The sequence below is a fragment of the Streptomyces sp. DSM 41931 genome, assembly GCF_050271085.1.
In the GTDB taxonomy this organism is placed as follows: Bacteria; Actinomycetota; Actinomycetes; order Streptomycetales; family Streptomycetaceae; genus Streptomyces; species Streptomyces albogriseolus.
On the sequence record NZ_CP189902.1, the window covers coordinates 475455 to 498963 of the forward strand.

Annotated in this window: 25 protein-coding genes; 14 read left to right on the top strand and 11 right to left on the bottom strand. The window is 74.0% G+C overall.

The genetic code is table 11. The features are described 5' to 3' along the window. The first annotated feature begins 44 nt into the window (after positions 1-44). On the top strand, positions 45-2276 hold the full coding sequence (locus tag ACP7TJ_RS02250) for an FUSC family protein (RefSeq protein WP_093768473.1): 2232 nt from the start codon (positions 45-47) through the stop codon (positions 2274-2276). Positions 2277-2341: 65 nt separating this feature from the next. Here ACP7TJ_RS02250 and ACP7TJ_RS02255 read toward each other — a convergent pair whose 3' ends face one another. From ACP7TJ_RS02255 to ACP7TJ_RS02270, 4 genes are all read right to left on the bottom strand, one after another. Further along, the gene (locus ACP7TJ_RS02255) at positions 2342-2773 is read right to left on the bottom strand and encodes a hypothetical protein (protein WP_019526741.1); all 432 of its coding nucleotides are present in this window, start codon (positions 2771-2773) and stop codon (positions 2342-2344) included. A 28-nt stretch (positions 2774-2801) separates the two neighbouring features. After that, complete coding sequence (locus ACP7TJ_RS02260; RefSeq protein WP_093768472.1) at positions 2802-3029, bottom strand: DUF5133 domain-containing protein; 228 nt, start codon at positions 3027-3029, stop codon at positions 2802-2804. 43 nt (positions 3030-3072) lie between these two features. Further along, positions 3073-3930: a SigB/SigF/SigG family RNA polymerase sigma factor gene (locus tag ACP7TJ_RS02265; RefSeq protein ID WP_189910503.1), complete on the bottom strand. Its 858-nt coding sequence runs from the start codon at positions 3928-3930 to the stop codon at positions 3073-3075. Between the two features lie 208 nt (positions 3931-4138). Next, the gene (locus tag ACP7TJ_RS02270) at positions 4139-4582 is read right to left on the bottom strand and encodes an ATP-binding protein (RefSeq protein ID WP_093768470.1); all 444 of its coding nucleotides are present in this window, start codon (positions 4580-4582) and stop codon (positions 4139-4141) included. Positions 4583-4727: 145 nt separating this feature from the next. Here ACP7TJ_RS02270 and ACP7TJ_RS02275 point away from each other — a divergent pair, with 145 nt between their 5' ends. The 3 genes from ACP7TJ_RS02275 (at position 4728) to ACP7TJ_RS02285 (ending at position 7235) form a co-directional block, all read left to right on the top strand. Further along, the gene (locus ACP7TJ_RS02275; protein WP_189910502.1) at positions 4728-4958 is read left to right on the top strand and encodes a hypothetical protein; all 231 of its coding nucleotides are present in this window, start codon (positions 4728-4730) and stop codon (positions 4956-4958) included. Between the two features lie 57 nt (positions 4959-5015). After that, a complete protein-coding gene (locus tag ACP7TJ_RS02280; protein ID WP_093768468.1) occupies positions 5016-6482 on the top strand; it encodes an aminotransferase class I/II-fold pyridoxal phosphate-dependent enzyme in 1467 nt (488 codons plus the stop codon). A gap of 297 nt (positions 6483-6779) precedes the next feature. Continuing rightward, positions 6780-7235 carry a cyclic nucleotide-binding domain-containing protein gene (locus ACP7TJ_RS02285; protein WP_093768467.1) on the top strand — a complete coding sequence of 152 codons (456 nt, stop codon included), beginning with the start codon at positions 6780-6782 and terminating at the stop codon, positions 7233-7235. A 7-nt stretch (positions 7236-7242) separates the two neighbouring features. On the opposite strand, the gene ACP7TJ_RS02290 is transcribed toward ACP7TJ_RS02285, so the two are convergent. Both ACP7TJ_RS02290 and ACP7TJ_RS02295 read right to left on the bottom strand, forming a co-directional pair. After that, on the bottom strand, positions 7243-8541 hold the full coding sequence (locus tag ACP7TJ_RS02290) for an MFS transporter (protein WP_427761892.1): 1299 nt from the start codon (positions 8539-8541) through the stop codon (positions 7243-7245). A 71-nt stretch (positions 8542-8612) separates the two neighbouring features. After that, positions 8613-9233, bottom strand: coding sequence for a LysE/ArgO family amino acid transporter (locus ACP7TJ_RS02295; RefSeq protein ID WP_228917297.1), 621 nt, complete (start codon positions 9231-9233; stop codon positions 8613-8615). A gap of 70 nt (positions 9234-9303) precedes the next feature. Here ACP7TJ_RS02295 and ACP7TJ_RS02300 point away from each other — a divergent pair, with 70 nt between their 5' ends. Then, a complete protein-coding gene (locus tag ACP7TJ_RS02300) occupies positions 9304-10200 on the top strand; it encodes a LysR family transcriptional regulator ArgP (RefSeq protein WP_189910499.1) in 897 nt (298 codons plus the stop codon). Here the strand turns inward: ACP7TJ_RS02300 and ACP7TJ_RS02305 are convergent. Beyond that, on the bottom strand, positions 10166-10903 hold the full coding sequence (locus ACP7TJ_RS02305) for a TetR/AcrR family transcriptional regulator (protein WP_425938057.1): 738 nt from the start codon (positions 10901-10903) through the stop codon (positions 10166-10168). The two genes, ACP7TJ_RS02300 and ACP7TJ_RS02305, sit on opposite strands and share 35 nt — an antisense overlap. 141 nt (positions 10904-11044) lie before the next feature. On the opposite strand from ACP7TJ_RS02305, the gene ACP7TJ_RS02310 reads away from it, so the two are divergent. Both ACP7TJ_RS02310 and ACP7TJ_RS02315 read left to right on the top strand, forming a co-directional pair. Then, positions 11045-12265, top strand: coding sequence for a saccharopine dehydrogenase family protein (locus ACP7TJ_RS02310; protein ID WP_367491459.1), 1221 nt, complete (start codon positions 11045-11047; stop codon positions 12263-12265). Between the two features lie 107 nt (positions 12266-12372). Continuing rightward, positions 12373-12630: a WhiB family transcriptional regulator gene (locus tag ACP7TJ_RS02315; protein ID WP_093768461.1), complete on the top strand. Its 258-nt coding sequence runs from the start codon at positions 12373-12375 to the stop codon at positions 12628-12630. A 16-nt stretch (positions 12631-12646) separates the two neighbouring features. Here the strand turns inward: ACP7TJ_RS02315 and ACP7TJ_RS02320 are convergent, their stop codons facing one another. Continuing rightward, positions 12647-13096, bottom strand: a complete 450-nt coding sequence (locus tag ACP7TJ_RS02320) for a DUF6098 family protein (protein WP_093768460.1) — start codon at positions 13094-13096, stop codon at positions 12647-12649. Positions 13097-13233: 137 nt separating this feature from the next. On the opposite strand from ACP7TJ_RS02320, the gene ACP7TJ_RS02325 reads away from it, so the two are divergent. Then, positions 13234-13584 (top strand): DUF488 domain-containing protein, encoded by a 351-nt coding sequence (locus ACP7TJ_RS02325; protein ID WP_427761896.1) that lies wholly within the window; start codon positions 13234-13236, stop codon positions 13582-13584. Between the two features lie 19 nt (positions 13585-13603). Here ACP7TJ_RS02325 and ACP7TJ_RS02330 read toward each other — a convergent pair whose 3' ends face one another. Both ACP7TJ_RS02330 and ACP7TJ_RS02335 read right to left on the bottom strand, forming a co-directional pair. Then, on the bottom strand, positions 13604-15277 hold the full coding sequence (locus tag ACP7TJ_RS02330; RefSeq protein WP_193459442.1) for an FAD-binding dehydrogenase: 1674 nt from the start codon (positions 15275-15277) through the stop codon (positions 13604-13606). Between the two features lie 48 nt (positions 15278-15325). Beyond that, positions 15326-15931 carry a TetR/AcrR family transcriptional regulator gene (locus ACP7TJ_RS02335; protein WP_093768457.1) on the bottom strand — a complete coding sequence of 202 codons (606 nt, stop codon included), beginning with the start codon at positions 15929-15931 and terminating at the stop codon, positions 15326-15328. A 153-nt stretch (positions 15932-16084) separates the two neighbouring features. On the opposite strand from ACP7TJ_RS02335, the gene ACP7TJ_RS02340 reads away from it, so the two are divergent. The 3 genes from ACP7TJ_RS02340 to ACP7TJ_RS02350 all read left to right on the top strand — a co-directional run bounded on the left by ACP7TJ_RS02340 (position 16085) and on the right by ACP7TJ_RS02350 (position 18882). After that, positions 16085-16723 carry an alpha-ketoglutarate-dependent dioxygenase AlkB gene (locus ACP7TJ_RS02340; RefSeq protein WP_167742710.1) on the top strand — a complete coding sequence of 213 codons (639 nt, stop codon included), beginning with the start codon at positions 16085-16087 and terminating at the stop codon, positions 16721-16723. Positions 16724-16837: 114 nt separating this feature from the next. Beyond that, complete coding sequence (locus ACP7TJ_RS02345; RefSeq protein WP_427761898.1) at positions 16838-17593, top strand: MBL fold metallo-hydrolase; 756 nt, start codon at positions 16838-16840, stop codon at positions 17591-17593. Between the two features lie 56 nt (positions 17594-17649). Beyond that, positions 17650-18882 (top strand): DUF4032 domain-containing protein, encoded by a 1233-nt coding sequence (locus tag ACP7TJ_RS02350; RefSeq protein ID WP_367449517.1) that lies wholly within the window; start codon positions 17650-17652, stop codon positions 18880-18882. A 16-nt stretch (positions 18883-18898) separates the two neighbouring features. Here the strand turns inward: ACP7TJ_RS02350 and ACP7TJ_RS02355 are convergent, their stop codons facing one another. Next, positions 18899-19771, bottom strand: a complete 873-nt coding sequence (locus ACP7TJ_RS02355) for a universal stress protein (protein WP_167742707.1) — start codon at positions 19769-19771, stop codon at positions 18899-18901. A gap of 233 nt (positions 19772-20004) precedes the next feature. Between ACP7TJ_RS02355 and ACP7TJ_RS02360 the strand changes: the two genes are divergently transcribed. The 3 genes from ACP7TJ_RS02360 to ACP7TJ_RS02370 are packed head-to-tail and all read left to right on the top strand — an operon-like array spanning position 20005 to position 23485. After that, a complete protein-coding gene (locus ACP7TJ_RS02360) occupies positions 20005-21681 on the top strand; it encodes an FAD-dependent oxidoreductase (RefSeq protein WP_093768452.1) in 1677 nt (558 codons plus the stop codon). Continuing rightward, the gene (locus ACP7TJ_RS02365; protein ID WP_093768451.1) at positions 21678-23135 is read left to right on the top strand and encodes an ATP-binding protein; all 1458 of its coding nucleotides are present in this window, start codon (positions 21678-21680) and stop codon (positions 23133-23135) included. The genes ACP7TJ_RS02360 and ACP7TJ_RS02365 overlap by 4 nt, the downstream gene beginning before the upstream one ends. Next, positions 23132-23485 carry a UBP-type zinc finger domain-containing protein gene (locus tag ACP7TJ_RS02370; RefSeq protein ID WP_387755175.1) on the top strand — a complete coding sequence of 118 codons (354 nt, stop codon included), beginning with the start codon at positions 23132-23134 and terminating at the stop codon, positions 23483-23485. The genes ACP7TJ_RS02365 and ACP7TJ_RS02370 overlap by 4 nt, the downstream gene beginning before the upstream one ends. Positions 23486-23509 lie beyond the last annotated feature (24 nt).

Here is a 23509-nt window from a genome sequence, read left to right on the forward strand (position 1 = left end):
GGGGCGGCGGACGGAGCGGTGACGACGGGGGAGCGTGCGCGGGCGTGAAGGCGGCGGGACGCCGGTCGGGCACATGGCTGCGCGACCACCTGGCGGCGTCCGATCCCGGGCTGCTGCGGCTGACCGCCGGGCTGCGCACGGTGGGGGCCATCGCACTGACGCTGGCCGTGCTCGCCCCGACCGGCGCGGAGATCACCCATCTGGTGGCGGGCGCGATGACGTCGATGGCCGCCACCTTCGCCATCCGGGAGCGGCGGCGCGGGGCGCAGGCGGTCACGCTGGCGCTCGGGCTGCCGGTGGCGCTGGTGTCGGTGTCGCTGGGCGCGCTGCTGAGCGAACGGGTGGTGGTGGGCGACGTCTTCGCCGTCGCCCTGGTCTTCTGCGCGGTGTACGGCCGCCGGTTCGGGGACCGCGGGATGACGCTGGGCCTGATCGGCTTCCAGATGTACTTCGTGTCCCTGTTCGTGGGTGCGACGCCCGGTCAGCTCCCGGCGCTGTGGGCGGTCATGACGGTCGGCTTCGCGTGCAGCGCCCTGGTGCGGTTCGCCGTCGTGCCGGTGACGCCGGCCGGGCTGCTTGCGCGGCTGCGGCAGGCGTTCCGGGTGCGGCTGGCGCGGCTGGTGTCCGCGCAGATCGCGCTGCTGGACGCGGGGCCCGACGAGGCCGACAAGGCGCTGGAGGAGGTGCGCGAGGGCACCGCCCGGCTGCACGAGACGGCGCTGATGATCCAGAGCCGGCTGGAGGAGGGCACGCCCGACGAGCCGACCGCGCGCCTGGTGCAGCGGCGCGTCGCCGACGCGGAGATCGCCGCCGAGCGGCTCGGATTGCTGCTGCTGTCCGCCCGCAGCGCGGAGCGGGCGGACACCCTGACCCTGCATCTGCCGGGCGCCCCCGCCCCTGAGGTGGGCCGGCTGCCCGGCCCGGAGGAGGCGACCGCGCTGCTCCGCCGCGATCTGCGGGCGCTGCGCGCGCTGGTGCTGCGGACCGGGAGGGCCGGCGCGGGCGTGGCCCAGGTGCGGAACCGGCTGCTCGGCTACCGGGACGAGGAGAACCTCCCGGCCGGCTCCGCGCCGGTGCGGGACGTGTTCCGGGGCATCGGCGAGGCGGCCCGCGCGGTGATGGGGCTGCGGATCGCCCTGGACGGCCCGCAGGACGAGTCGGACGACAGTCCGGCGACGGCCAGGTCGCGGGAGGAGCTGGACGCCGAGGACGCCGCCATCGACGCCGAGGAGGCGGAGGAGGCCGAGGAGGCGAAGGGGCTGCAGCGGCCCACCACGCGGGCCGCCGTGCAGGTGTCCGTCGGCTCGGCGCTGGCCATCGCCGGCGGTGAGCTGCTGTCCACGGACCGCTGGTACTGGGCGGTGCTGACCTGCTGGATCGTCTTCATCAACACCGCGTCCACCGGGGAGATCCTGGTCAAGGGCTACCGGCGGCTGCTGGGCACGGTGTTCGGCGTGGTGGCCGGGATCCTGCTGGCCGGGCTGGTCGGCGGGAACACCGTGCTGGCGTTCGCGCTGGTGCTGGCGCTGATCTTCGCCATGTTCTACACGGCGCCCCTCTCGTACACGCTGATGTCGTTCTTCGTCACCGCGATGCTGGGGCTGCTGTACACGCTGCTGCACACCTACAGCTGGGAGGTGCTGGTGCTGCGGGTGGAGGAGACGGCGCTGGGCGCGGTGTGCGGGGTGGTGGCGGCGGCGCTGGTGCTGCCGGTGCGGACGGACCGGCGCACCAACGAGCTGCTGGTGACGGTGCTGGAGCGGCTGTCGGACGTCACGGACGCGGCCGTGGCGCAGCTCAGCGGCGGGCCCGCGGACGAGCTGCTGGACAAGGCGCGGGAGCTGGACCAGGCGCTGGGCGACCTGCGCTCGGCCACCAAGCCGCTGACGCACCCGGTCACCCCGCTGCGGGCCCGGCGCACCACCGCCCGGTACGTGGTGGCGCTGCTGGAGACCTGCGCGTACCACGCGCGCTCGCTGGCCGCGACGGCGCAACTGCTGCCGACCCACCCGTCCATCGCCGCGGACCCCCGGCTACGGGGCGCGGCGGGCCGCACGGTCCGCAACATCCGCACGATCGCCGCCCGCGTCTCCGACGACGAGGTCACGGCCCCCGTGGAGACGGGCCCGAGCATCGCGTCCCTCCTGGCCGACGACGACGCGTCCCGCTACGGCCGCATCACCGGCCGGGTCCTGCGCCACCTGGAACGCCTGGACGAGGCGGTGGTGGGCCTGGCCCGCCCGCTGGACGTGCCGGTCAGGGCACCGGAGCACTGAGGTCATGACGCCGGGGCCGCGGATCAGCGGATCCGCGGCCCCGGCGGTGAGGGGGAGGGGGTGGCTCAGAAGTCGGTGGGGAGTCCGCTGGCCTCGGCGATGCCTCGCAGCTCCTCGTTCTGGCGGTGGCGGTCGCGGATGATGCCGGCGATCTCGCCCAGCCGGGACGGGTCCGCGGCGGTCTCCGCGTCGGTGACCACCCGCACCGGCCCGGTGTCGTCGTCGACGTCGAGTTCGACCACCTCGTTGTCCAGGCGGCCGGTGACCGCCGTGGCGATGACCAGGGCGGCCTCGTCGCGGACCTCCTGGGGCAGTTCCTCGTCCCCGCCGTCCAGCGCCAGGTCCAGGCCCGACAGGCGGTGCTCGTCGATGGCCTCGAGGACCGGCTCCACCAGACGGAGCAGAAGCCGGTAGTCCTCCGTGTCCATCCGCACCCGCAGCAGGTCGAGATACACGTCCACGGGGCGGTTCTCCGGGGTGAACTCGGATTCGCTCATGGGCCTCGGGTTCCCTTCCTGCGTCGGGTCACACGGCGGCCGGTGCGGCCGCCGCGGCGGTGTCGCTCCCGTCCTCCGGCCCCAGCCAGGCGCGTGCCGTGGCGAGCGCCCTGCCCACGTCCCGGGTTCCGGTCGACACGCACAGCGTGTAGGCCAGGTCGGCGATCCGCGACCCGGAAGCGGTGGCCGGGGCCGCCGTCAGGGTCTCGTACTCCTCGACGAGGCGGCGCAGCACGGTGGGGTGGGGCTTCAGCATGGGACTCGCTTTCCTGGGCGGACGGTGCGGGGGTCGAGAGGGGTCAGGCGGTGGGCCGGCCGCCGCCGCGGGCGGAGCGCTGTCCCAGCACGTCGGCGCGCACACGGGCGCAGCTGCGGCTGATCAGGCGGGAGACGTGCATCTGGGAGATGCCCAGCCGGTCGGCGATCCGGCTCTGGGTCATGTCCTCGAAGAAGCGCATGTAGAGGATGGCGCGCTCCCGCTCCGGCAGGCGCCGCAGCCCCTCCTTGGCCGACTCGCGGTCGACCACCACGTCGTAGGAGGAGTCGGCGGCGCCGAGGGTGTCGGCGAGGCTGTAGCCGTCGTCGTCGGTGGAGAGTTCGGCGTCCAGGGACAGGGTGCTGAAGCTCTCCAGCGCCTCCATGCCGGCGGACACCTCCTCCTCGGTCAGCCCGGTGTGGGCGGCGATGTCCGCCACGGACGGCTCGGGGCTGCCGGGGTTCTGGGTGAGCTCGCGGCGGGCGACCCGCACCTTGTTGCGCAGCTCCTGGATCCGGCGGGGCACGCGCAGCGCCCACATGCGGTCCCGGAAGTGGCGCTTGACCTCGCCGGTGATGGTGGGGACGGCGTAGCTCTCGAAGGCCCCGCGGCTCGGGTCGAACCGGTCGATGGCCTTGACCAGGCCGAGGGCCGCGACCTGGCGCAGGTCCTCGATGGACTCGCCGCGGTCGCGGAAGCGGCCGGCGATCCGGTGCGCCATGGGCAGCCAGGCGGTGACGAGCTCGTCCCGGACCGCGTCCCGCTCGGGTCCGTCCTCGAGGGACGCCAGCCGGGTGAAGAGCGTCGTGGTGTCGGGGGCGTCGTCGTGCCGCCGGCGGGCCGCGGCGGCGGTCGTCCCGGAGGAGGAGCCGGGACGGGGTGCGGACGTGTCAATGAGCATGCGGTTCAGCTCCCGAACGGTGGTTTCAGGGATCTACCGCGGGGTGGTCGTCGTGGGGACGCACGGAGGGGTCCCGGTGCGGTCGTACCACTCCCGCCGGCGCGCCTCCGGTCCGAAGCACGAACCTCCGATTGCCCCCGGACCGGTAGAACAAACTCCACTTCTTCGCGGAAATTGCCGGGGGCCCGGGAGGGCGCCCGAAGCGGCCTCACACCAGGGAGACCAGGGCGGTGATCCGCTTGCCGCCGGAGGGCAGATCGGACACCCGGACGTCGCGGGCCAGCCGGCACACGATGGGCCAGCCGTGGCCACCGGGGCGGCGCCGGCCCTCCTGGTCGACGGGCGGCACGGCGACGGGCAGGGCGTCGCTGCGGTCGCTGACGGACAGCCGGACCCCGGGGCCGTCGACGTCGACCTCGAAGCCGGTGACTCCCCCGCCGTGCAGGATCGCGTTGGTGGTGAGTTCCGATGCGACGAGCAGGGCGTCGGCCAGCGCCTCGGTGTCGCAGGGGGTGCGGGTGGCCAGGCAGCGTTCGGCCACCGCCCGCAGCACGGCCTCGCGCACCTCGGCGGGCCGGGACGGGCACGGCTGCCCGGCGGGCCGGTCGCCGGGCGGCCGGACAACGGGTTCGGTGAGGTGCTCCTCGCTCATGGGACGGCTCCCTGGATCGTGACAGCGGTAGGCGTTCTTTGCCTCGGATCTCCCTTTTCGGCTCACCTGTCACGGTTCAGGCAAACCTCCCGGACGTTTCCCGCCTGCCCGTCATCCCGCGGCCCACCGCGGGTACCCGGGACGCATGACCGATGTGGTGGACTCGGACGAACTGCTGCGGCGCATCCAGCGGGCGCGGGCCTGCGCGGCACAGGAGGAGCGGGCCTGGCGGGCCCGGGGCGAGCGGCTGGACCGGGAGGATCCGGGGGACGCCGGCGCGGTGCGGGACGCGGAGATCCGCACGGTGGCCTACGGGGTGGTGCTGCGGGTGCTGGACGAGATCCTGACGCCGGGCAAGCACGCCACGCCCGGCTGACGCGCCCGCCCGCGGCGCGGCGGATTGGCGCCGCGGGAGCGGGGAACCCGGCGCCGCATGACTGCCGATCACCACCGGGCACCGGTTCTGGAAGCGCTGGAGGAGTACCACCGCAGCGGACGGCTGGGGTTCACGCCCCCGGGCCACAAGCAGGCGCGGGGAGCCGATCCCGCGGTGCGCGAGATCCTCGGGGACGCCGTCTTCCTGGGCGACGTGCTGGCGACGGGCGGCCTGGACGACCGGCTCACCCGGGGCCGGGTGCTGCAGTCGGCGCAGGAGCTGATGGCCGACGCGGTGCACGCGGAGCACACCTTCTTCAGCACGTGCGGCAGCTCCCTGTCGGTCAAGGCGGCCATGCTGTCGGTCGCCGGGCCGCACGAGAAGCTGCTGATCGGCCGGGACGCCCACAAGTCGGTGGTGTCGGGGCTGATCCTGTCCGGCATCGTGCCGGTCTGGGTGGAGCCGCGGTGGGACGCCGAACGGCATGTCGCGCATCCCCCGTCGGCCGCGGAGTTCGAGGCGGCCTTCGAGGCCCATCCGGACGCGCGCGGCGCCCTGGTGACCAGTCCGACGCCGTACGGCGCTACGGCGGCGCTGCGGGACATCGCCGAGGTGTGCCACCGGCGCGGGCGCCCGCTGATCGTGGACGAGGCGTGGGGCGCGCATCTGCCCTTCCATCCGGGGCTGCCGTCGTGGGCGATGGACGCGGGCGCGGACATCTGCGTGACCAGCATCCACAAGATGGGCAGCGGTCTGGAGCAGGGCTCGGTGTTCCATCTGCGCGGAGACCTGGTGCCGCCGGCCCTGCTGGGCACGCGCGCCGACCTGCTGGGCACCACCAGCCCCTCGGTGCTGATCTACGCCGGTCTGGACGGCTGGCGGCGGCAGATGGCGCTGCGCGGCGAGGAGCTGATGGGGTCGGCCCTGGCGCTGGCGGCCGAGGTGCGGGCGGCCGTCGAGGAGATCGACGGGATGCACGTGGACGGCCGGGACGACTACTGCGGGCCGGGTCTCGCCGACGACTTCGACCCGCTGCCGTGCGTGATCGACATCCAGGACCTGGGCATCACGGGCTACCGGGCGGCGGACTGGCTGCGCGAGCACCGGGCGGTCGACGCCCATCTGGTCGACCATCGCCGCATCGGCGCACAGATCACGCACGGCGACGACCGGGAGACCACCGGGGAACTGCTGTCGGCGCTGCGCGAACTGAGCCGGGCGGCGCCCGGGCTGCGCGGGGGCCCGCGGGTCGCGGTGCCGGAGCCGGGCGAGCTGCGGATGGAGCAGGCGGTGCTGCCGCGGGACGCGTTCTTCGGCCCGGCCGAGGACGTGCCGGTGGAGAAGGCCGCCGGGCGGGTCGCGGCGGAGATGATCACGCCGTATCCGCCGGGGATCCCGGCGGTGCTGCCGGGCGAGCGGCTGACCGAGCCGGTGCTGCGCTACCTGCGGACCGGTCTCGAGGCGGGGATGTATCTGCCGGACCCGACGGACCCGGGCCTGGAGACCGTCCGGGTCGTCGCGTAGGACGGGCGGAGCCTCCCGGTCACAGGACGCACAGCCCCCCGATTACGCGAACCCCTGGGGAATGGTTTATCGTTCACTCATACGTGGTGACGGAGTCGACCAGACTCCTCCGGACACCACCGCTCACGGCCCTGGCTGGCTTCCCCCGTCCAGCCAGGGCTTTTTCATGCCCGCACACGGGCCGGCGCCGCAGTTTCCGGACCCGTTCCCTCCGTCGAGGTGCCCCGAACGGCGGCAGCGGCTGAAATGAGTAGGGAGGGAAAGCACCCGGACCATCCCGGCGAGGAGCCCCGTCCCATGACCAAAGCGATCAAACTCCTGCACGCCCTCCCCCACCACCAGCGCGAGCGCCTGATGACGCTGGCCCATGAGGTGTACTTCCCGGAGGACACCCGCATCTTCGAGTCCGGAGGGCACGCCGACCGCTTCTGGGTCATACGCTCCGGCGCCGTCTCGCTGGACCAGCGGCTGAACGAGGTGCAGCGGATCACCGTCGCCGGGCTCGGCACGGGCGACCTGCTGGGCTGGTCCTGGCTGTTCCCTCCGTACGAGTGGGACTTCGGCGCGGTGGCGTTCAGCCCGGTCCGCGCCTACGAGTTCGACGCGGCGACCGTGCTGCGGGTGTGCGAGGCGGACACCGCCCTCGGGCTGTCGCTGGTCCGCTGTGTCGCCGAGGTGCTCGCGCACCGGCTGGAGATGACCCGCGGCCAGCTGATGGAGCAGTACGCGATGCGACGCGGCGGGGTGCTGTAGCGGGCGGTCAGATCCGGTAGCGGCGCAGCGCCGGCATGGCGGCGGCCAGGGCCAGCATCACCACGACGACCAGGATCCCGCCGCCCGCGACGGCCGTGCGGGGGCCGAGGACGGACCCGGCGGCGCCGTGCAGGACGTCCGCGAGGCGGGGCCCTCCGGCCACGACGACGGTGAAGACGCCCTGCATGCGGCCGCGCATCTCGTCGGTGGCGGCGGACAGCAGGATCGCCCCGCGGAATACCATGGACACCATGTCGGCGACCCCGGCGAGGGCGAGGAACGCGACCGCGGGCCACAGGCTGTCGCTGAGCCCGAACCCGGCGACGGCCAGCCCCCACACCACCACCGAGCCGATCGCCATCCAGCCGTGCCGCCGCGCCCGGGAGAACGTGCCGGAGAACAGGCCGCCCAGCACCGCGCCGAGCGGGATCGCGGCGAACAGCAGGCCCAGCGCGAAGCCCTCCCCGTAGGGGGCGTAGGTCTCGGAGGCGAGCTGCGGGAACAGGGCGCGGGGCATGCCGAGGACCATGGCGACGATGTCGGCGAGGAACGACAGCAGCAGCACCGCGTGCCCCGAGATGTAGCGGAAGCCCTCCAGGACGCCGCGCAGCCCGGCGCTCCCGGCCTTGACGGGGGTGAGCGGCGGGAGGGCGGGCAGCCGGTACACCGCCCAGACGGTGACGCACAGCGCGAGGGCGTCGATCAGGTACAACTCGGCCAGCCCGATCACGGGGATGAGGGCGCCGGCGAGCAGCGGCCCGGCGATCTGGCCGGTCTGCATGACGGTGGAGCCCAGCGCGTTGGCGGCGGGCAGTTCGTCCGCGGGCACCAGACGGGCGACGGAGGCGCTGCGGGCGGGCGCGTTCAGTCCCCAGAAGGCCTGCTGCAGGGCGAGCAGCAGCATCAGCGTCCACACGGACCCCGGTCCGGCGACGGCCTGGACCCAGAACAGCAGCGAGGTGACCGCGATGCCGGTGTTGGTGAGCAGCAGCAGCTTGCGGCGGTCCATGCTGTCGGCGATCGCCCCGCCCCACAGGGCGAACACGATCAGCGGCAGCAGTCCGGCGAGGCTCGCGGCGCCGACCCAGGCGGAGGAGCCGGTGATGTCGTAGATCTGCTTGGGCACCGCGACGGCGGTGAGCTGGCTGCCGACCGCCGTGACCACGGTGGAGGCCCACAGCCTGCGGTAGGCGGGGCGGCGCAGCGGGCGGGTGTCCATGGCCCAGCGGCGTCGGCCGCGCGGTCCGCCCTTCCTCTGCTCCCCGTCGGATGTGCGGGGCCCGGTACTGCTCTCGCTGGTGTCCACGACCGTCCTGGTTGGTGCTTACATCCACGTGGCCGGGACTCACTATGGCAGGCGCCGGGGGCGGCGCGTCCTCAGGCTCCCGCGATGAGCGTCACACCGAGGACGATCATCGTGGCGGCCACCAGGGCGTCCAGCACCCGCCAGGCGGCGGGGCGGGCCAGGAAACGGCCGAGGAGCCGCGCGCCGAAGCCGAGCGCGGCGAACCAGCAAAGGCTGGCCAGCACGGCCCCGGCGCCGAAGGTCCAGCGCGCCGGGCCGTGGTCGGCGGCGACCGAGCCGACGAGGAACACCGTGTCCAGGTAGACGTGCGGGTTGAGCCAGGTCAGGGCGAGGCAGGTGAGCACGGCCCGGCGCCGCGACCCGGCCGCCGCGCCGCCCTCCGCCTCGAGGCCCGTGCCGGCCGGGCGGACCACCCTGCGCGCGGCCAGGGCGCCGTAGCCGAGCAGGAAGACGCCGCCGATCCAGCCCACCACCGTCAGCGCCGCGGGCCACGCCACCACGACCGCGCCGACGCCTCCGACGCCCAGGGCGATGAGGACGGCGTCGGACAGGGCGCAGATGCCGACCACGGCGAGCACGGCGTCCCTGCGGATCCCCTGGCGCAGCACGAAGGCGTTCTGCGCGCCGATGGCGACGATGAGGGACAGTCCGGTGCCGAAACCGGCGAAGGCGGGGGCGAAAGCGCTGGTCATGAGGAGGACGCTAGGCCGGGCAGCCTCGTTCAGTACAGCTAAAGGTTCTTACGTACCCTTAGCCGGTGTGATGGAGGACCTTCCGCTGGACCAGGTACGGACGCTGCTCGCGGTGGTCGACGAGGGGACGTTCGACGCGGCCGCCGCCGCGCTGCACGTGACGCCCTCGGCGGTGAGCCAGCGGGTCAAGGCGCTGGAGCAGCGCACCGGGAGGGTGCTGCTGCTGCGCACCCGCCCGGTGCGGCCCACCGAGTCCGGCGAGGTGCTGGTGCGGCTGGCCCGGCAGGTGGCCCGGCTGGAGCGGGACGCGTACGCGGAGCTGGGGCTGAGCGGCGCCGGGGAGCCGACGCGGGTGTCGATCGCGGTCAACGCGGACTCGCTCGCCACCTGGTTCCTGGACGCCCTGGTCCGGCTCCCGGCCCGGTCCCGGCTCTGCTTCGAGCTGCGCCGGGAGGACGAGTCGCACACGGCGGCGCTGCTGCGCGAGGGGACCGTGATGGCCGCGGTGACCTCCTCCCCCGACCCGGTGCCGGGCTGCTCGGTACGGCGCCTGGGGAGGATGCGCTACCTGCCGGTGGCGCACCCGGAGTTCGCCGCGGAGCTGCTGGCGGAGCCGCTGGAGGAGTCGGTGGCGACGGCGCCGGTGGTGGTCTTCGACCGGCGGGACGACTTCCAGGACGGGTTCGTGCGCCGGCTCACCGGGGGCCGCACGGGGGCGAGCACCCTGCGTCACTTCGTGCCGACGTCGGAAGGGTTCGCCGAGGCGGTGGCGGCGGGACTGGGCTGGGGCATGGTGCCGGAGGCGCAGGCGGTGCCGCTGCTGCGGGCGGGCCGGGTCACGGTGTTCGCCCCGGACCGGGCGGTCGACGCGCCCCTGTACTGGCAGCAGTGGAAGCTGGACTCCCCCGCCCTCGCGGCGGTCGCCGACGCGGTCACGGTGACGGCGGCCCGGGCTCTGCACCCCTGACCCCGAGGCAGGCCAGCTCCCGCTCCGCGCTCGACAGCAGCATGTCGAGCACCGTGGGACAGGCGCTCTCGACCATGCGGGCGGCGAGCAGCGGCGCGGTCTCGGCGATGCGCGGATGGGTGGCGGCGGGCAGCCGGGCGTAGGTCGAGCGCCACATGTCCTCGTCGGCCCGCCGCGCCGCGTCGGGCAGCGCCAGGGAGGCGGCGTCGAGGGCGGCGAACGCCAGCGTGGTGTCGATGAAGGCCTGGTAGACGCGGACGGCGCCGGCGGGCGGGAAGCCGGCGGTGCGCAGCACGTCCAGCACCGCCTCGTCGGCGGCCAGTTCGTTGGCCCGGCCGGAGACCCGGCTCGCGGTGAGGACCGCCGCCTGCGGGTGGGAGACGTAGGCGGCGTGGATGCGCAGACCCAGGGTCCGCAGGTCGTGACGCCACCGCCCGGTGCGGTGCCAGCCCTCCAGCGCCTGACCGATCAGCGCGTCGCCGATGGCGAGGGTCAGGTCGTCCATGCCGCGGAAGTACCGGTAGAGCGTGCTCGGGTCGCAGTCGAGGGCGAGTCCGAGGCGGCGGGCGGTGAGGCCCGCGCTGCCGTGCTCCCGCAGCAGCCGCAGCGCGGCCTCCACGATCAGCCGCTCCGACAGCACGACCCCGCTCCTGGTCGGCCTGCGGCGCCGCCGCCGCTCCTCGGGCACCACACGCTTGGCCATGTCCCCGCTCCTCCCGCCCCTGCCGCCCTTATGCCAACGCCATTGACCTTACGTCCCGGCGCGGCGTTTCATCACGTCAGGGGCCCCGCAGAACATTCCGGATCCAGGCGGATCCATGAGGAGGAAAGGGAGTGCTCCGTCATGCGCGTACTGCTGGTGGGAGCGGGCGGTGTGGGGACCGCCGTCACGCGGATCGCGGCCCGGCGGCCGTTCTTCGAGCTGATGGTGGTGGCCGACTACGACCCGGCCCGGGCGGAGGCGGCCGTGGCGGCGCTCGGCGCGGACGGTGACCGGTTCCGCGCCGAGCGGGTCGACGCCGGCGACGAGGCGCAGGTGGCGGCCCTGCTGGAGCGGCACGGCTGCGACGTGCTGCTGAACGCCACCGACCCCCGTTTCGTGATGCCGCTGTTCCGCGCGGCGCGGGCGGGCGGCGCCGCCTATCTCGACATGGCGATGTCGCTGTCCCGCCCGCACGGCGAACGGCCGTACGAGGAGTGCGGGGTGAAGCTGGGCGACGAGCAGTTCGCGCAGGCCGCCGCGTGGGAGGAGGCCGGGCTGCTGGCGCTGGTGGGCATGGGCGTGGAGCCGGGTCTGTCGGACGTGTTCGCCCGCTACGCGGCCGACGAACTGTTCGACGAGATCGAGGAGATCGGCGTCCGCGACGGCGCGGACCTCACGGTGGACGGCTACGACTTCGCGCCGTCGTTCAACATCTGGACCACCATCGAGGAGTGCCTCAACCCGCCCGTGGTCTACGAGAAGGACCGCGGCTGGTTCACCACCGAACCCTTCAGCGAGCCCGAGGTGTTCGACTTCCCCGAGGGCATCGGCCCGGTGGAGTGCGTGAACGTGGAGCACGAGGAGGTGCTGCTGGTGCCCCGCTGGGTGGACGCCCGCCGGGTCACCTTCAAGTACGGCCTGGGCCGTGAGTTCACCGACACCCTCCGCACGCTGCACCTGCTGGGCCTGGACCGCACCGAGCCGGTGACCGTGCCCGGCCCCGACGGGCCCGTGAAGGTGTCCCCGCGAGACGTCGTCGCGGCCTGCCTGCCCGACCCGGCGACCCTCGGCGACCGGATGCGGGGCAAGACCTGCGCGGGCACCTGGGTGCGCGGCACCAAGGACGGGGCGCCGCGCGAGGTGTACCTGTACCACGTGGTCGACAACCAGTGGTCGATGAGCGAGTACGGCTGCCAGGCGGTGGTGTGGCAGACGGCCGTCAACCCGGTGGTCGCCCTGGAGTTGCTGGCGACCGGCGCCTGGTCCGGGGCGGGCGTGCTCGGCCCCGAGGCGTTCCCGGCCGGCCCCTTCCTGGACCTCCTCACCGCGTACGGATCGCCGTGGGGGCTGCGCGAGCAGTGACCGTTTCCCCGCGGATCGCGCTGTTTCACCCTGACTTGACAGGTCACCCGAAAGGAAGCAAGGCATCCGAAAGGGTGCACACCGACTTCGGACGCAGGTGACTTTCGATGGACAACTGGCGGCACAGCGCGGCCTGCCGGACCGAGGACCCCGAGCTGTTCTTCCCGATCGGCACCTCCGGGCCCGCCCTGTTGCAGACCGAGCAGGCCAAGGCGGTCTGCCGGCGCTGCCCCGTGCAGGAGCAGTGCCTGGAGTGGGCCCTGGAGACCGGGCAGTCCATCGGTGTGTGGGGCGGCACGAGCGAGACGGAACGCCGGGCGCTCAAGCGGCGCATCGCGGCCCGCCGTTCGTCGGGCAGGGCCTGACGGACGCGGCGGGCGGTCAGCGGGTGGCACGGCGCAGTGGCCCCCAGGGATTCTCCTGGCGGGCCACTTCCGTGTGCGCCTCCTCGATCACCGCGTCGGCGAGCCGGCAGATCGGGCGTACATCGGTGACCAGCGGCTCGTTGTCCGGGCCGCGCCCCGCCTCGCGCCCCTTGAGCACCCAGGGCCGGATGCCGGCGCCCTTCTCGCGCGGCAGGTGTTCGTAGTCGTACAGCCGGCGTGCCACCCACAGGGCAGGCGACCGGTCCTGCCACCACTCCTCCACGTCGAGCGGGTTGGCGGACAGGCCGGGCATGGCCACGCCGGTGAGGTCGTCGATGCTGGACACGGCGTGCAGGTCGATCGCCGGTCCCCTGGACCAGCGGACGTACAGTCCCCGCTCGCGCTCCACCAGCGCGGTGAGTTCGGCGAGCGTGCCGACGACCGGCAGGTCGTCCGTGGCCTCCATCCGTCACCTCCGGCATCACGGTCGTCCCAGGCGGAGGGAGTACCCGCTCCCCCGGGGACGATTCAGCGGTCCCGCTCGTCGTGCCCGGTCCCGTGCGCCGCAGTAGGCTCGCAGCGACCGAGGCGGAAGGGGTCCCCATGAGCGTGCGCGTGCGCCGTGTGTACGAACCGCCCGAGCCGGACGACGGGGTGCGGGTCCTCGTCGACCGGCTGTGGCCGCGCGGCCTGGCGAAGGACGCGGCCCGGGTCGACGAGTGGCCGAAGGGGCTGACCCCCTCCACGGAGCTGCGCCGCTGGTACCACGCCGACGAGGGCTCCTTCGAGGAGTTCCGCGAGCGCTACGAGGCGGAGCTGGCCGACCCGGAGGCGGCGGAACCGCTGGAGCGGGTGCGGGAGCTGGCCGGGAAGGGCCCGGTGACCCTGCTGACCGCCACCAGGCAGCCGGACCGCAGTCACGCGGAGGTGCTGGCCCGGCTGCTCTCGGAGTGAGGGGACGTACCGGCCGGCGCTACGCCGTCTGCGCGGCCGCCGCCCGGCCCGCCGCGCGGCCCGAGAAGAGGCAGCCGCCGAGGAAGGTGCCCTCCAGCGCGTTGTAGCCGTGGACGCCTCCGCCGCCGAAGCCCGCGACCTCGCCGGCCGCGTACAGCCCGTCGACCGGGCTGCCGTCGGCGCCCAGGGCGCGGGAGTCCAGGTCGGTCTGGATGCCGCCGAGCGTCTTGCGGGTGAGGATGTGCAGCTTGACGCCGATCAGCGGGCCCGCCGCCGGGTCGAGGATGCGGTGCGGGGTGGCGACCCGTCCGAGCCGGTCGCCGATGTAGCGGCGGGCGTTGCGGATGCCCTGCACCTGGGCGTCCTTGCTGTAGCTGTTGGCGAGCTGCCGGTCGCGCGCCTCGATCTGGCGCCGGAGGAGGGCCGCGTCGAGCAGCGGCTCGTCGGTGAGGGCGTTCATCCTCTCGACGAGTTCCTCGACGGTGGCGGCGGTGACGAAGTCCGCGCCCTTGCGCAGGAAGGCGTCGACCGGGCCGGGCGCGCCCTTGCCGAGGACGCGTTCCCGCAGGAACCCGGCGCGGTCCTTGGCGGTGATGTCCGGGTTCTGCTCGGAGCCGGAGAGCGCGAACTCCTTCTCGACGATCTTCTGGGTGAGGACGAACCAGGAGTGGTCGTACGGGGCGATGTCCTCGGTGGTGCGCAGGTGCCTGAGCGTGCCGAGGGTGTCGTAGCCGGGCAGGCAGGGCTCGGGCAGCCGGCGGCCCAGCGCGTCGAACCACAGGGAGGAGGGGCCGGGCAGGATGCGGATGCCGTGGCCGGGCCAGATCGGGTCCCAGTTCCGGATGCCTTCGGTGTAGTGCCACATGCGGTCGCGGTTGACCAGCCGCACCCCCGCACGGGCGCTGATGTCGAGCATCCGCCCGTCGACGTAGGCGGGGACGCCGGTGACCATCTCGCGCGGCGGGGTGCCCAGCCGCTCGGGCCAGTACTTCCGGACGATGTCGTGGTCGGCGCCGATGCCGCCGCTGGTGACGATCACGGCCTGGGCGGTCAGCTCGAACTCGCCGATCGCCTCGCGGCTGGAGGCGACGCCGCGCGGCGCGTCGTCCTCGGCCAGCACGGTGCCGCGCACCCCGCGCGCGGCCCCGTTCTCCAGGACCAGTTCGTCGACGCGGTGGCGGTGGTGGAAGGTGAGCAGTCCGTCGCGCTCGGCCTCCCTGGCGTACCGCGTGAAGGGGGCGACGACGCCGGTGCCGGTGCCCCAGGCGATGTGGAAGCGGGGCACGGAGTTGCCGTGGCCGCCGGCCCGCAGGTCGCCGCGCTCGGCCCAGCCGACGGTGGGCAGGAAGGTGATGCCGTGGCCGTCCAGCCAGGACCGCTTCTCCCCCGCCGCCCACTCGACGTAGGCGCGCGCCCAGCGCACCGCCCAGGAGTCCTCGTCGTCGGTCCGGTCGAAGGCGGCGCTGCCCTGCCAGTCGCTCCAGGCCAGCTCGAAGGAGTCCTTGACGCCGAGGCGGCGCTGCTCGGGCGACCCCACGAGGAACAGCCCGCCGAAGGACCAGTAGGCCTGGCCGCCGAGGTTGGCGGCGTTCTCCTGGTCGACCAGGGCGACCCTGCGCCCCTTGCTGGTCAGTTCATGGGCCGCGACGAGGCCCGCGAGGCCCGCTCCGACGACGATGACGTCGGCATCCATGGCGACCGTCCCTTCCTTCTGGCGTCCGGTGGCTGTCATCCGGGGACTTCATCCGGTGAGCAGCGCGGTGAGCAGTTGTCCCAGCCAGGCCCGGGCGCGCTCGGCGTCCCGGTCCAGCAGCAGTTGGGTGGTGACGCCGTCGTAGGCGGCGACCACGGCATGCGCCGCGCCCTCGGCGTCGCCGAGCACGGCGGGCAGGGCGGTGTGGCCGCGGGCCCGCTCCAGCCGGTCGGCGACGGCCCTCCGCAGCCGGGCCCGGTGGTCCAGCAGCGTGTGCGCCACACGGGGGTCGCGGGCGGCGTGCACCAGGAAGTCGGTCTTCACCAGCAGCCAGTCGCGGTCCAGCAGCAGCACCTCGGCGACCCGGTCCACGGCGGCGGCCACGTCGAGGTCGGGCCCGTCGGAGGCGAGGGCGCCGGCGACCTGCTCCGCGATCAGGTCGGCGCGCTGGGCGTAGAGCGCGAAGAACAGCTCGTCCAGGCCGGCGAAGTTGGAGTAGAAGGCGCCGCGGGTGTAGCCGGCGGCCTCGCAGATCTCCTCGATGGAGACGTGCCCGAACCCCTTGGCGGCGAAGACGGTGAAGGCGGCGTCCAGCAGGTTGGCGCGGGTGCGCAGCCGGCGCGCGGTGACGCGCCCGGTGCCGGTGTCCGCCATGCCCGCCCCTTCCGTCGCTCCGCCGCCTGCGTCACGCGGTCGATACAGGAACGTATCCGATGCACCGGTGTATCGCCCAGCCCTGGGAGCGGGGTGATCGCCGGACAGAGACCGATCTAGAACGTATTTTCGATTAGGGGTACGCTGGTCCCCATGAGCACGCACCACCTCCCGGCGCTCCAGGGCTCGCTCTTCGACCAGGACGACGAGCTGCGGCTCGGCCCGCTCGACGGCGTGCGCCGCACCGAACTCGGCCGGGGCGCCTGGATCGACCTGCTCCCCGGCTGGCTGCACGGGTCCGACGCGCTCTTCGACCACCTGGCCGCCGAGGTCCCCTGGCGGGCCGAGCGGCGCCAGATGTACGACCAGGTCGTCTCCGTGCCCCGGCTGCTGGCGTACTACGGCGTCGGCGCCCCGCTCCCCCACCCGGTCCTCACCGAGGCCCGCGACGCGCTGAGCGACCACTACGCGCAGGAGCTGGGCGAGCCGTTCGCCACGGCCGGGCTCTGCTACTACCGCGACGGCCGGGACAGCGTCGCCTGGCACGGCGACCGGATCGGCCGGGGCGCCCGCGAGGACACCATGGTCGCCATCCTGTCCGTGGGCGCGCCCCGAGACCTGCTGCTGCGGCCCATGGGCGGCGGCGGGACCGTGCGCCGGCCGCTGGGCCACGGCGACCTGGTCGTGATGGGCGGCTCCTGCCAGCGGACCTGGGAGCACTGCGTACCGAAGAGCACCAAGGCCGCCGGGCCGCGCGTCTCGGTCCAGTTCCGCCCGCGCGGGGTGAACTGACCCCGCCGGAACCGTGGCGGATGCGGGGTCCGGCCGCCGGGGGCGGACGGCGCCGTTCGTGATCTGCTTTCCTGTGCTCGTTCGACCGGTACGGGCACGACACGCGAGGCGGTCATGAAGGCAACGGTGCGGCAGGTGGCGGACGGCACCTATCTGGTGCACGGCACGAGCACGAACTGGGTGATCCTCACCGAGGGGGACGCCGTCACGCTGGTCGACACCGGCTACCCCGGCGACCGCGAGGGGCTGCTCGGCTCGCTCGCGGAGGTGGGCGCCGCACCGGAGGCGGTGACGGCCGTGCTGATCACCCACGCGCACAGCGACCACCTGGGCTCCGCCGAGTTCCTGAGCGCGGTCCACGGCACCCCCGTGCACACCCACAAGGAGGAAGTGCCGCACGCCCGGCGGGACTTCCTGCACCAGGTGACCGTGGCACGGGTGCTGCGCAACGGCTGGCGTCCCGGCGTGCTGCCGTGGGCCGCGCACGCCCTGCGCGCCGGCGGCACGGCGAACGTGGCGGTCACCTCGCCCGAGCCGTTCCCGGGCTCCGGCGACGGCGAGCCGCTCGATCTGCCGGGCCGGCCCGTGCCCGTGCACACGCCCGGCCACACCGCCGGGCACTGCGCCTTCCACCTGCCGCACGTCGGGGCGGTGGTGTCCGGCGACGCCCTGGTCACCGGACACCCCGTCTCCCGTGTGGGGGGCCCGCAGATGCTGACCGACATGTTCCACCGCGAGCGCGCCGCCGCCGTACGGTCGCTGGACGTGCTGGCCGGGCTGGACGGAGATCTGCTGCTGCCCGGGCACGGCCCGGTGCACCGGGGGCCGGTGCGGGACGCCGCCCTGCTCGCCCGGGAACGCGCGCAATAGGCTGAGGTGACGATCACTTCACGGACGATCACCTTCGAGACGAGGACACCGCCGCCATGGCACTGCAGATCAACGCCACCAACCCGGAGCATCCCGCGCTCCTGTTGGAACTGCCGTGGCACCTGCCGCTGGAGGAGTGGCCCGAGAAGTACCTGGTGCCGCTGCCGCGCGGCATCTCCCGGCACGTGGTGCGCTACGCCCACGCCGGCGACGAGGTGATCGCGGTGAAGGAACTCGCCCAGCGTCCCGCGCTGCGCGAGTACGAGCTGCTGCGCGACCTGGACCGGCTCGGCATCCCCGCGGTGGACCCGCTCGCCGTGGTGACCGGCCGCACCGACCCGCACGGGGAGCCGCTGGAGAGCGTGCTGATCACCCGGCACCTCGGCGGCTCGATGCCGTACCGGTCGATGTTCGAGACGACGATGCGGCCGGCCACCATGCACCGGCTGATGGACGCGCTCGCCGTGCTGCTGGTGCGGCTGCACCTGGCCGGCTTCGCCTGGGGCGACTGCTCGCTCTCCAACACGCTGTTCCGGCGCGACGCGGGCGCCTTCGCCGCCTATCTGGTGGACGCGGAGACCGGCGACCTGCACCCCGAACTGACGCGCGGCCAGCGGGAGTACGACCTGGACCTGGCGCGGGTCAACATCAGCGGCGAGCTGCTCGACCTGGAGGCGTCCGGCGCGCTGCACCCCTCCGTGGACCCGATCGACTTCGGCACCGAGATCTGCGCCCGCTACCAGGAGCTGTGGAAGGAGCTGACCCGCACCTCGGTGTACCCGGCCGGCAAGCACCACTACATCGAGCGCCGCATCCGGCGGCTCAACGAACTCGGCTTCGACGTGGCCGAGATGCAGATCGAGCACGCCCCCAACGGCGACACGGTGACCTTCGTGCCGAAGGTCGTGGACGCCGGCCACCACCAGCGCCAGCTGCTGCGGCTCACCGGTCTGGACACCGAGGAGAACCAGGCCAGGCGGCTGCTGAACGACCTGGAGAGCTGGATGGCCACCCAGGACGACTACGCCCCGGGCGACCCCCTCGGCGCCCGTCCCGAGGTGCTCGCCCACCGCTGGGTGCGCGAGGTGTTCCGGCCCACCGTGCGGTCCGTGCCGCCCGAGCTGCGCGGGCAGATGGACCCCGCGCAGATCTACCACGAGCTGCTGGAGCACCGCTGGTACCTGTCCGAGCGGGCCCAGCACGACATCGGCCTGGACACCGCCGTCGAGGACTACATCCGCAAGGTGCTGCCGAAGCGGCGGGAGCCGCTGCGGGCCCTGGAGGAGTAGCCGGGCCCGCCCGGGGTCAGGCGGGCGGGACGACCGCCACCGGGCAGTCCGCGTGGTGCAGCACGCCGTGCGCCACCGAGCCGATGCGGGCGCCCACGGCCGAGCGGCGGGCGCGGCGGCCGACGACCATCAGCTGGGCCGTGCCCGACACCGACAGCAGCACCTGCCCGGCGCTGCCCATCTCCACGTGCTCCACGACGTGCACGTCCGGGTAGCGCTCCCGCCACGGAGCGAGCGCGGCGGCCAGGTTCTTCCGCTCGAACGGCTCGAGACCGCCGGCCTCGTCGAGGAGCTGGAGCGAGGAGGGGCTGTAGGCGAACACCGGCGGCAGCGTCCAGGCGCGCACCGCCCGCACGGTCGCGCCGCGCCGGGCCGCGGTCTCGAAGGCGAAGCCGAGCGCGGCGGCGCTGTCCTCCGGGTCGCCCTCCTGGCCGACCACGACCTCGTGCCCGGCCACCTCGTCGGAGGCCTTGTCGCCGGCCCGGACGAACACCACCGGGCGTTCGGCGTCCACGATGACCTGCTGGCCGACCGAGCCCACCAGGAAGCCCATGAGCCGCCCGTGCCCGCGCGAGCCCAGCACCAGCATCTCGGCGCCGGCCGCGGCGGCGGTCAGGGTCTCCACGGCGTCGCCCTCCCGCACGTCCGTGGTGACGTCCAGGCCGCCGTGGCGTTCCCGGACGGCGCGGACCGCCTCCTCGGCGGCCTCCCGCACCCACTGCTCCTGGGCGGCCCTGTCCCCGACGTCCAGCGCGTCGTGCGCCTGGAACCGCCAGGCGTGCACCACCCTGAGCGGCAGGTCCCGGCGGACCGCCTCCCTGGCCGCCCAGGCCAGCGCGGCGAGACTCTCCTCGCTGCCGTCGGTCCCTGCCGTGATGGGGCGCGTCATGCCGTTCCTCCCGGTGTCGTGTTCCTGCGCGGACCAGTCTTCCCTACCGGGCCGGCGCCCCCGCACCGCGGTCACCTGGTACGAAGCGCCGCGCGCCCGCCTTCCCGCGCGGTCCCCGCGCACGCCCGCGCGCCCGGCGGCGACCGCGCATACGATGGGCGCGGGCCGGTGCGGAGGCCGCGACGGGATCTGGGCCCGCCGCGCCGGGGAACCGACCACGCTGTGGGGGACGCATGGCACAGCCCGCCGACGCCGCCCGGACCGTCATCATGACCGTGGACGACGACCCGGGTGTCTCCCGCGCCGTGGCGCGGGACCTCCGGCGGCGCTACGGGGCGTCGTACCGGATCGTGCGCGCCGAGTCCGGCGAGTCCGCACTGGAGGCGCTGCGCGAGCTGAAGCTGCGCGGCGACCTGGTGGCGGTGATCCTCGCCGACTACCGGATGCCCCGGATGAACGGCATCGAGTTCCTGGAGCGCGCCATGGACGTGCATCCGGGGGCCCGCCGGGTGCTGCTCACCGCGTACGCGGACACCGGCGCGGCCATCGACGCGATCAACGTCGTCGACCTCGACCACTACCTCCTCAAGCCGTGGGACCCGCCGGAGGAGAAGCTGTACCCGGTGGTGGACGACCTGCTGGAGGCGTGGAAGCGCAGCGACCACCGGCCGGTGCCCAGCACCAAGGTGGTCGGGCACCGCTGGTCGGCGCGCTCCTCCGACGTGCGGGAGTTCCTGGCCCGCAACCAGGTGCCCTACCGCTGGTACTCCTCCGACGAGCCCGAGGGGCGGCGGCTGCTGGCGGCGGCGGAGGAGGACGGGATGCGGCTGCCGCTGGTGATCACCCCGGACGGGACGCCGCTGGTGGAGCCGGAGCCCGCCGACCTCGCCGCGCACGTGGGTCTCGCCACCACGCCGGCGGCCGACTTCTACGACCTGGTGGTGATCGGCGGCGGTCCGGCGGGGCTGGGCGCGGCCGTGTACGGGGCGTCGGAGGGGCTGCGCACGGTGCTGGTGGAGCGGTCGGCGACCGGCGGGCAGGCGGGTCAGAGCTCGCGGATCGAGAACTACCTGGGCTTCCCCGACGGGGTGTCGGGGGCGCAGCTCACCGACCGGGCGCGGCGGCAGGCCACCCGGTTCGGCGCGGAGATCCTCACCGCCCGGGAGGTGACCGGCCTGGAGGTGGGCGGCGCGGCCCGGGTGGTGCGGTTCTCCGACGGGTCGCGGATCGCCGCGCACAGCGTGATCCTGGCGACCGGGGTGTCCTACCGGCGGCTCGCGGCGCCGGGCTGCGAGGAACTGGGCGGCTGCGGCGTCTACTACGGCTCCGCGCTGACCGAGGCGCCCGCCTGCCAGGACCAGGACGTGTACATCGTGGGCGGCGCCAACTCGGCCGGGCAGGCGGCCATGTACCTGTCCCGGTTCGCCAAGTCGGTGACGCTGCTGGTGCGCGGCCCGGACCTGTCGGCGTCGATGTCGTACTACCTGATCGAGCAGATCGGCCGGGTGCCGAACATCGCGGTGCGGTGCGGCACGGTCGTCGAGGAGGCGCACGGCGACGGCCATCTGGAGCGGCTGACGCTGCGCGGGACGGGCGGCGGGCAGACCGACGTGGTGGACGCGCAGTGGCTGTTCGTGTTCATCGGGGCCGCCCCGCTGACCGACTGGCTGGACGGCACCGTGCTGCGCGACGAGCGCGGCTTCATCCTGGCCGGGCCCGACCTGACCGCCGACGGGCGCCCGCCGGCCGGCTGGGAGCTGGACCGGCCGCCGTACCACCTGGAGACCAACGTCCCCGGCGTGTTCGTCGCGGGCGACGCGCGCGCGGAGTCCGCCAAGCGGGTCGCCTCCGCCGTCGGAGAGGGAGCCATGGCCGTGATGCTCGTCCACCGTTACCTGGAGCAGTCGTGAGCGCGCGGCGGACGGAGTGCGTGCCGGACGAGATCGGCTCCCTGTTCCTGTTCGAGAAGCTCACCCCGGAGCAGCTCAGGCGGCTGTGCGAGGCCGGCCGGGTGGAGCGGTACGAGCCCGGCACGGTCTACACCGAGGGCGAGCCGGCCACCTGCTTCTACGTGATGGTGGACGGCACGGTCGTGCTGTCCCGGCGGGTCGGCGGGGACGACGTGGAGGTCGCCCGCACCTCGCAGCGGGGGGTGTACGCGGGGGCGATGCAGGCGTACCTCGGCGACCGGGTGCCGCAGGTCTACAACAACTCGCTGCGGGTGACGGAGCCGACGCGGTTCTTCGTGCTGCCCGCGGACACGTTCGCGGACATCATGCAGGACTGGTTCCCGATGGCGGTGCATCTGCTGGAGGGGTTGTTCTTCGGGGCGAAGAGCGCGCAGCAGGCGATCGGCCAGCGGGAGCGGCTGCTCGCTCTGGGCTCGCTGTCCGCGGGGCTCACCCATGAGCTCAACAACCCGGCCGCGGCGGCCGTGCGGGCGACGGCGTCGCTGCGCGAGCGGGTGGGGAAGATGCGCCGCAAGCTGCGCGTGATCTCCGAGGGCGCCTACGACCGGGAGACGCTGGCGGGGCTGATCGAGATCCAGGAGCGCACGGCCGAGCGGGTCGCGAAGGCGCCGGTGCTCAGCCCGCTGGAGGCGTCCGACCGGGAGGACCTCCTCTCCGACTGGCTGGACGACCACGGCGTGACCGAGGGCTGGCGGATCGCCCCGACGTTCGTGCAGGCCGGACTGGATGTGGACTGGCTGGAGCAGGTGGCCGCGGCCGTGGACGAGGAGACGCTGCCCAGCGCGGTCGGCTGGCTCAACTACACCGTGGAGACCGAGCTGCTCATGGACGAGATCCAGGACAGCGCGGCCCGCATCTCGCACCTGGTCGACGCCGCCAAGCAGTACTCGCAACTCGACCGCGCCCCCTTCCAGGTCGCCGACGTGCATGAACTCCTCGACAGCACCCTGCTGATGCTGTCCGGGAAGCTCAAGGGCATCCGGGTGGCCAAGGAGTACGACCGCGCCCTGCCCCGCGTCCCGGCGTACCCGGCGGAGCTGAACCAGGTGTGGACCAACCTCGTGGACAACGCGGTCGCGGCGATGCGCGAGGCGGACGGGGAGGGCACGCTGACCGTGCGCACGGCGCGGGAGAACGACCGGCTGCTGGTGGAGTTCGGCGACACCGGCCCCGGCATCCCGGCGGAGATCCGCGACCGGGTGTTCGACCCGTTCTTCACCACCAAGCCCGTGGGCGAGGGCACCGGGCTGGGCCTGGACATCTCCTGGCGGATCGTGGTCAACAAGCACCACGGCAGCCTCCGGTTCGAGTCCGAGCCGGGCGACACCCGCTTCCAGGTGCTCCTGCCGCTCACCGCTCCCGCCTCCGGCCACCCACAGGAGGAGCCCGTATGACCACCGAACACGCCATCGACCCCAGCGTGCCGCCCTCGGGCGCGGGCTGCGCCGAGTGCGACGCCGCCGGCGGCTGGTGGTTCCATCTGCGGCGGTGCGCGCAGTGCGGCCACGTCGGCTGCTGCGACAGCTCGCCGGGACAGCACGCCACCGCCCACTTCCAGGCCACCGGGCACCCGGTGGTGCGCAGTTACGAACCGGGCGAGGACTGGTTCTGGAACTACGCCACCAACGAGCTGTACGAGTCGGGGCCGTCCCTGGCGCCGCCGGTCAGCCACCCGGCCGGCCAGCCCGCCCCCGGACCCGCCGACCGGGTGCCGGCCGACTGGGCGCGGGCCCTGCACCGCTGAGCCGCCGCGCCCCGCCCGCCGCCC

Coding starts and splice junctions, on each gene's coding strand:
- ACP7TJ_RS02255 (WP_019526741.1), bottom strand. CDS start 2,773: ATGAGCGAATCCGAGTTCACCCCGGAGAACCGCCCCGTGGACGTGTAT.
- ACP7TJ_RS02260 (WP_093768472.1), bottom strand. CDS start 3,029: ATGCTGAAGCCCCACCCCACCGTGCTGCGCCGCCTCGTCGAGGAGTAC.
- ACP7TJ_RS02265 (WP_189910503.1), bottom strand. CDS start 3,930: ATGCTCATTGACACGTCCGCACCCCGTCCCGGCTCCTCCTCCGGGACG.
- ACP7TJ_RS02270 (WP_093768470.1), bottom strand. CDS start 4,582: ATGAGCGAGGAGCACCTCACCGAACCCGTTGTCCGGCCGCCCGGCGAC.
- ACP7TJ_RS02275 (WP_189910502.1), top strand. CDS start 4,728: ATGACCGATGTGGTGGACTCGGACGAACTGCTGCGGCGCATCCAGCGG.
- ACP7TJ_RS02280 (WP_093768468.1), top strand. CDS start 5,016: ATGACTGCCGATCACCACCGGGCACCGGTTCTGGAAGCGCTGGAGGAG.
- ACP7TJ_RS02285 (WP_093768467.1), top strand. CDS start 6,780: ATGACCAAAGCGATCAAACTCCTGCACGCCCTCCCCCACCACCAGCGC.
- ACP7TJ_RS02295 (WP_228917297.1), bottom strand. CDS start 9,233: ATGACCAGCGCTTTCGCCCCCGCCTTCGCCGGTTTCGGCACCGGACTG.
- ACP7TJ_RS02300 (WP_189910499.1), top strand. CDS start 9,304: ATGGAGGACCTTCCGCTGGACCAGGTACGGACGCTGCTCGCGGTGGTC.
- ACP7TJ_RS02305 (WP_425938057.1), bottom strand. CDS start 10,903: ATGGCCAAGCGTGTGGTGCCCGAGGAGCGGCGGCGGCGCCGCAGGCCG.
- ACP7TJ_RS02310 (WP_367491459.1), top strand. CDS start 11,045: ATGCGCGTACTGCTGGTGGGAGCGGGCGGTGTGGGGACCGCCGTCACG.
- ACP7TJ_RS02315 (WP_093768461.1), top strand. CDS start 12,373: ATGGACAACTGGCGGCACAGCGCGGCCTGCCGGACCGAGGACCCCGAG.
- ACP7TJ_RS02320 (WP_093768460.1), bottom strand. CDS start 13,096: ATGGAGGCCACGGACGACCTGCCGGTCGTCGGCACGCTCGCCGAACTC.
- ACP7TJ_RS02325 (WP_427761896.1), top strand. CDS start 13,234: ATGAGCGTGCGCGTGCGCCGTGTGTACGAACCGCCCGAGCCGGACGAC.
- ACP7TJ_RS02330 (WP_193459442.1), bottom strand. CDS start 15,277: ATGGATGCCGACGTCATCGTCGTCGGAGCGGGCCTCGCGGGCCTCGTC.
- ACP7TJ_RS02335 (WP_093768457.1), bottom strand. CDS start 15,931: ATGGCGGACACCGGCACCGGGCGCGTCACCGCGCGCCGGCTGCGCACC.
- ACP7TJ_RS02340 (WP_167742710.1), top strand. CDS start 16,085: ATGAGCACGCACCACCTCCCGGCGCTCCAGGGCTCGCTCTTCGACCAG.
- ACP7TJ_RS02345 (WP_427761898.1), top strand. CDS start 16,838: ATGAAGGCAACGGTGCGGCAGGTGGCGGACGGCACCTATCTGGTGCAC.
- ACP7TJ_RS02350 (WP_367449517.1), top strand. CDS start 17,650: ATGGCACTGCAGATCAACGCCACCAACCCGGAGCATCCCGCGCTCCTG.
- ACP7TJ_RS02355 (WP_167742707.1), bottom strand. CDS start 19,771: ATGACGCGCCCCATCACGGCAGGGACCGACGGCAGCGAGGAGAGTCTC.
- ACP7TJ_RS02360 (WP_093768452.1), top strand. CDS start 20,005: ATGGCACAGCCCGCCGACGCCGCCCGGACCGTCATCATGACCGTGGAC.
- ACP7TJ_RS02370 (WP_387755175.1), top strand. CDS start 23,132: ATGACCACCGAACACGCCATCGACCCCAGCGTGCCGCCCTCGGGCGCG.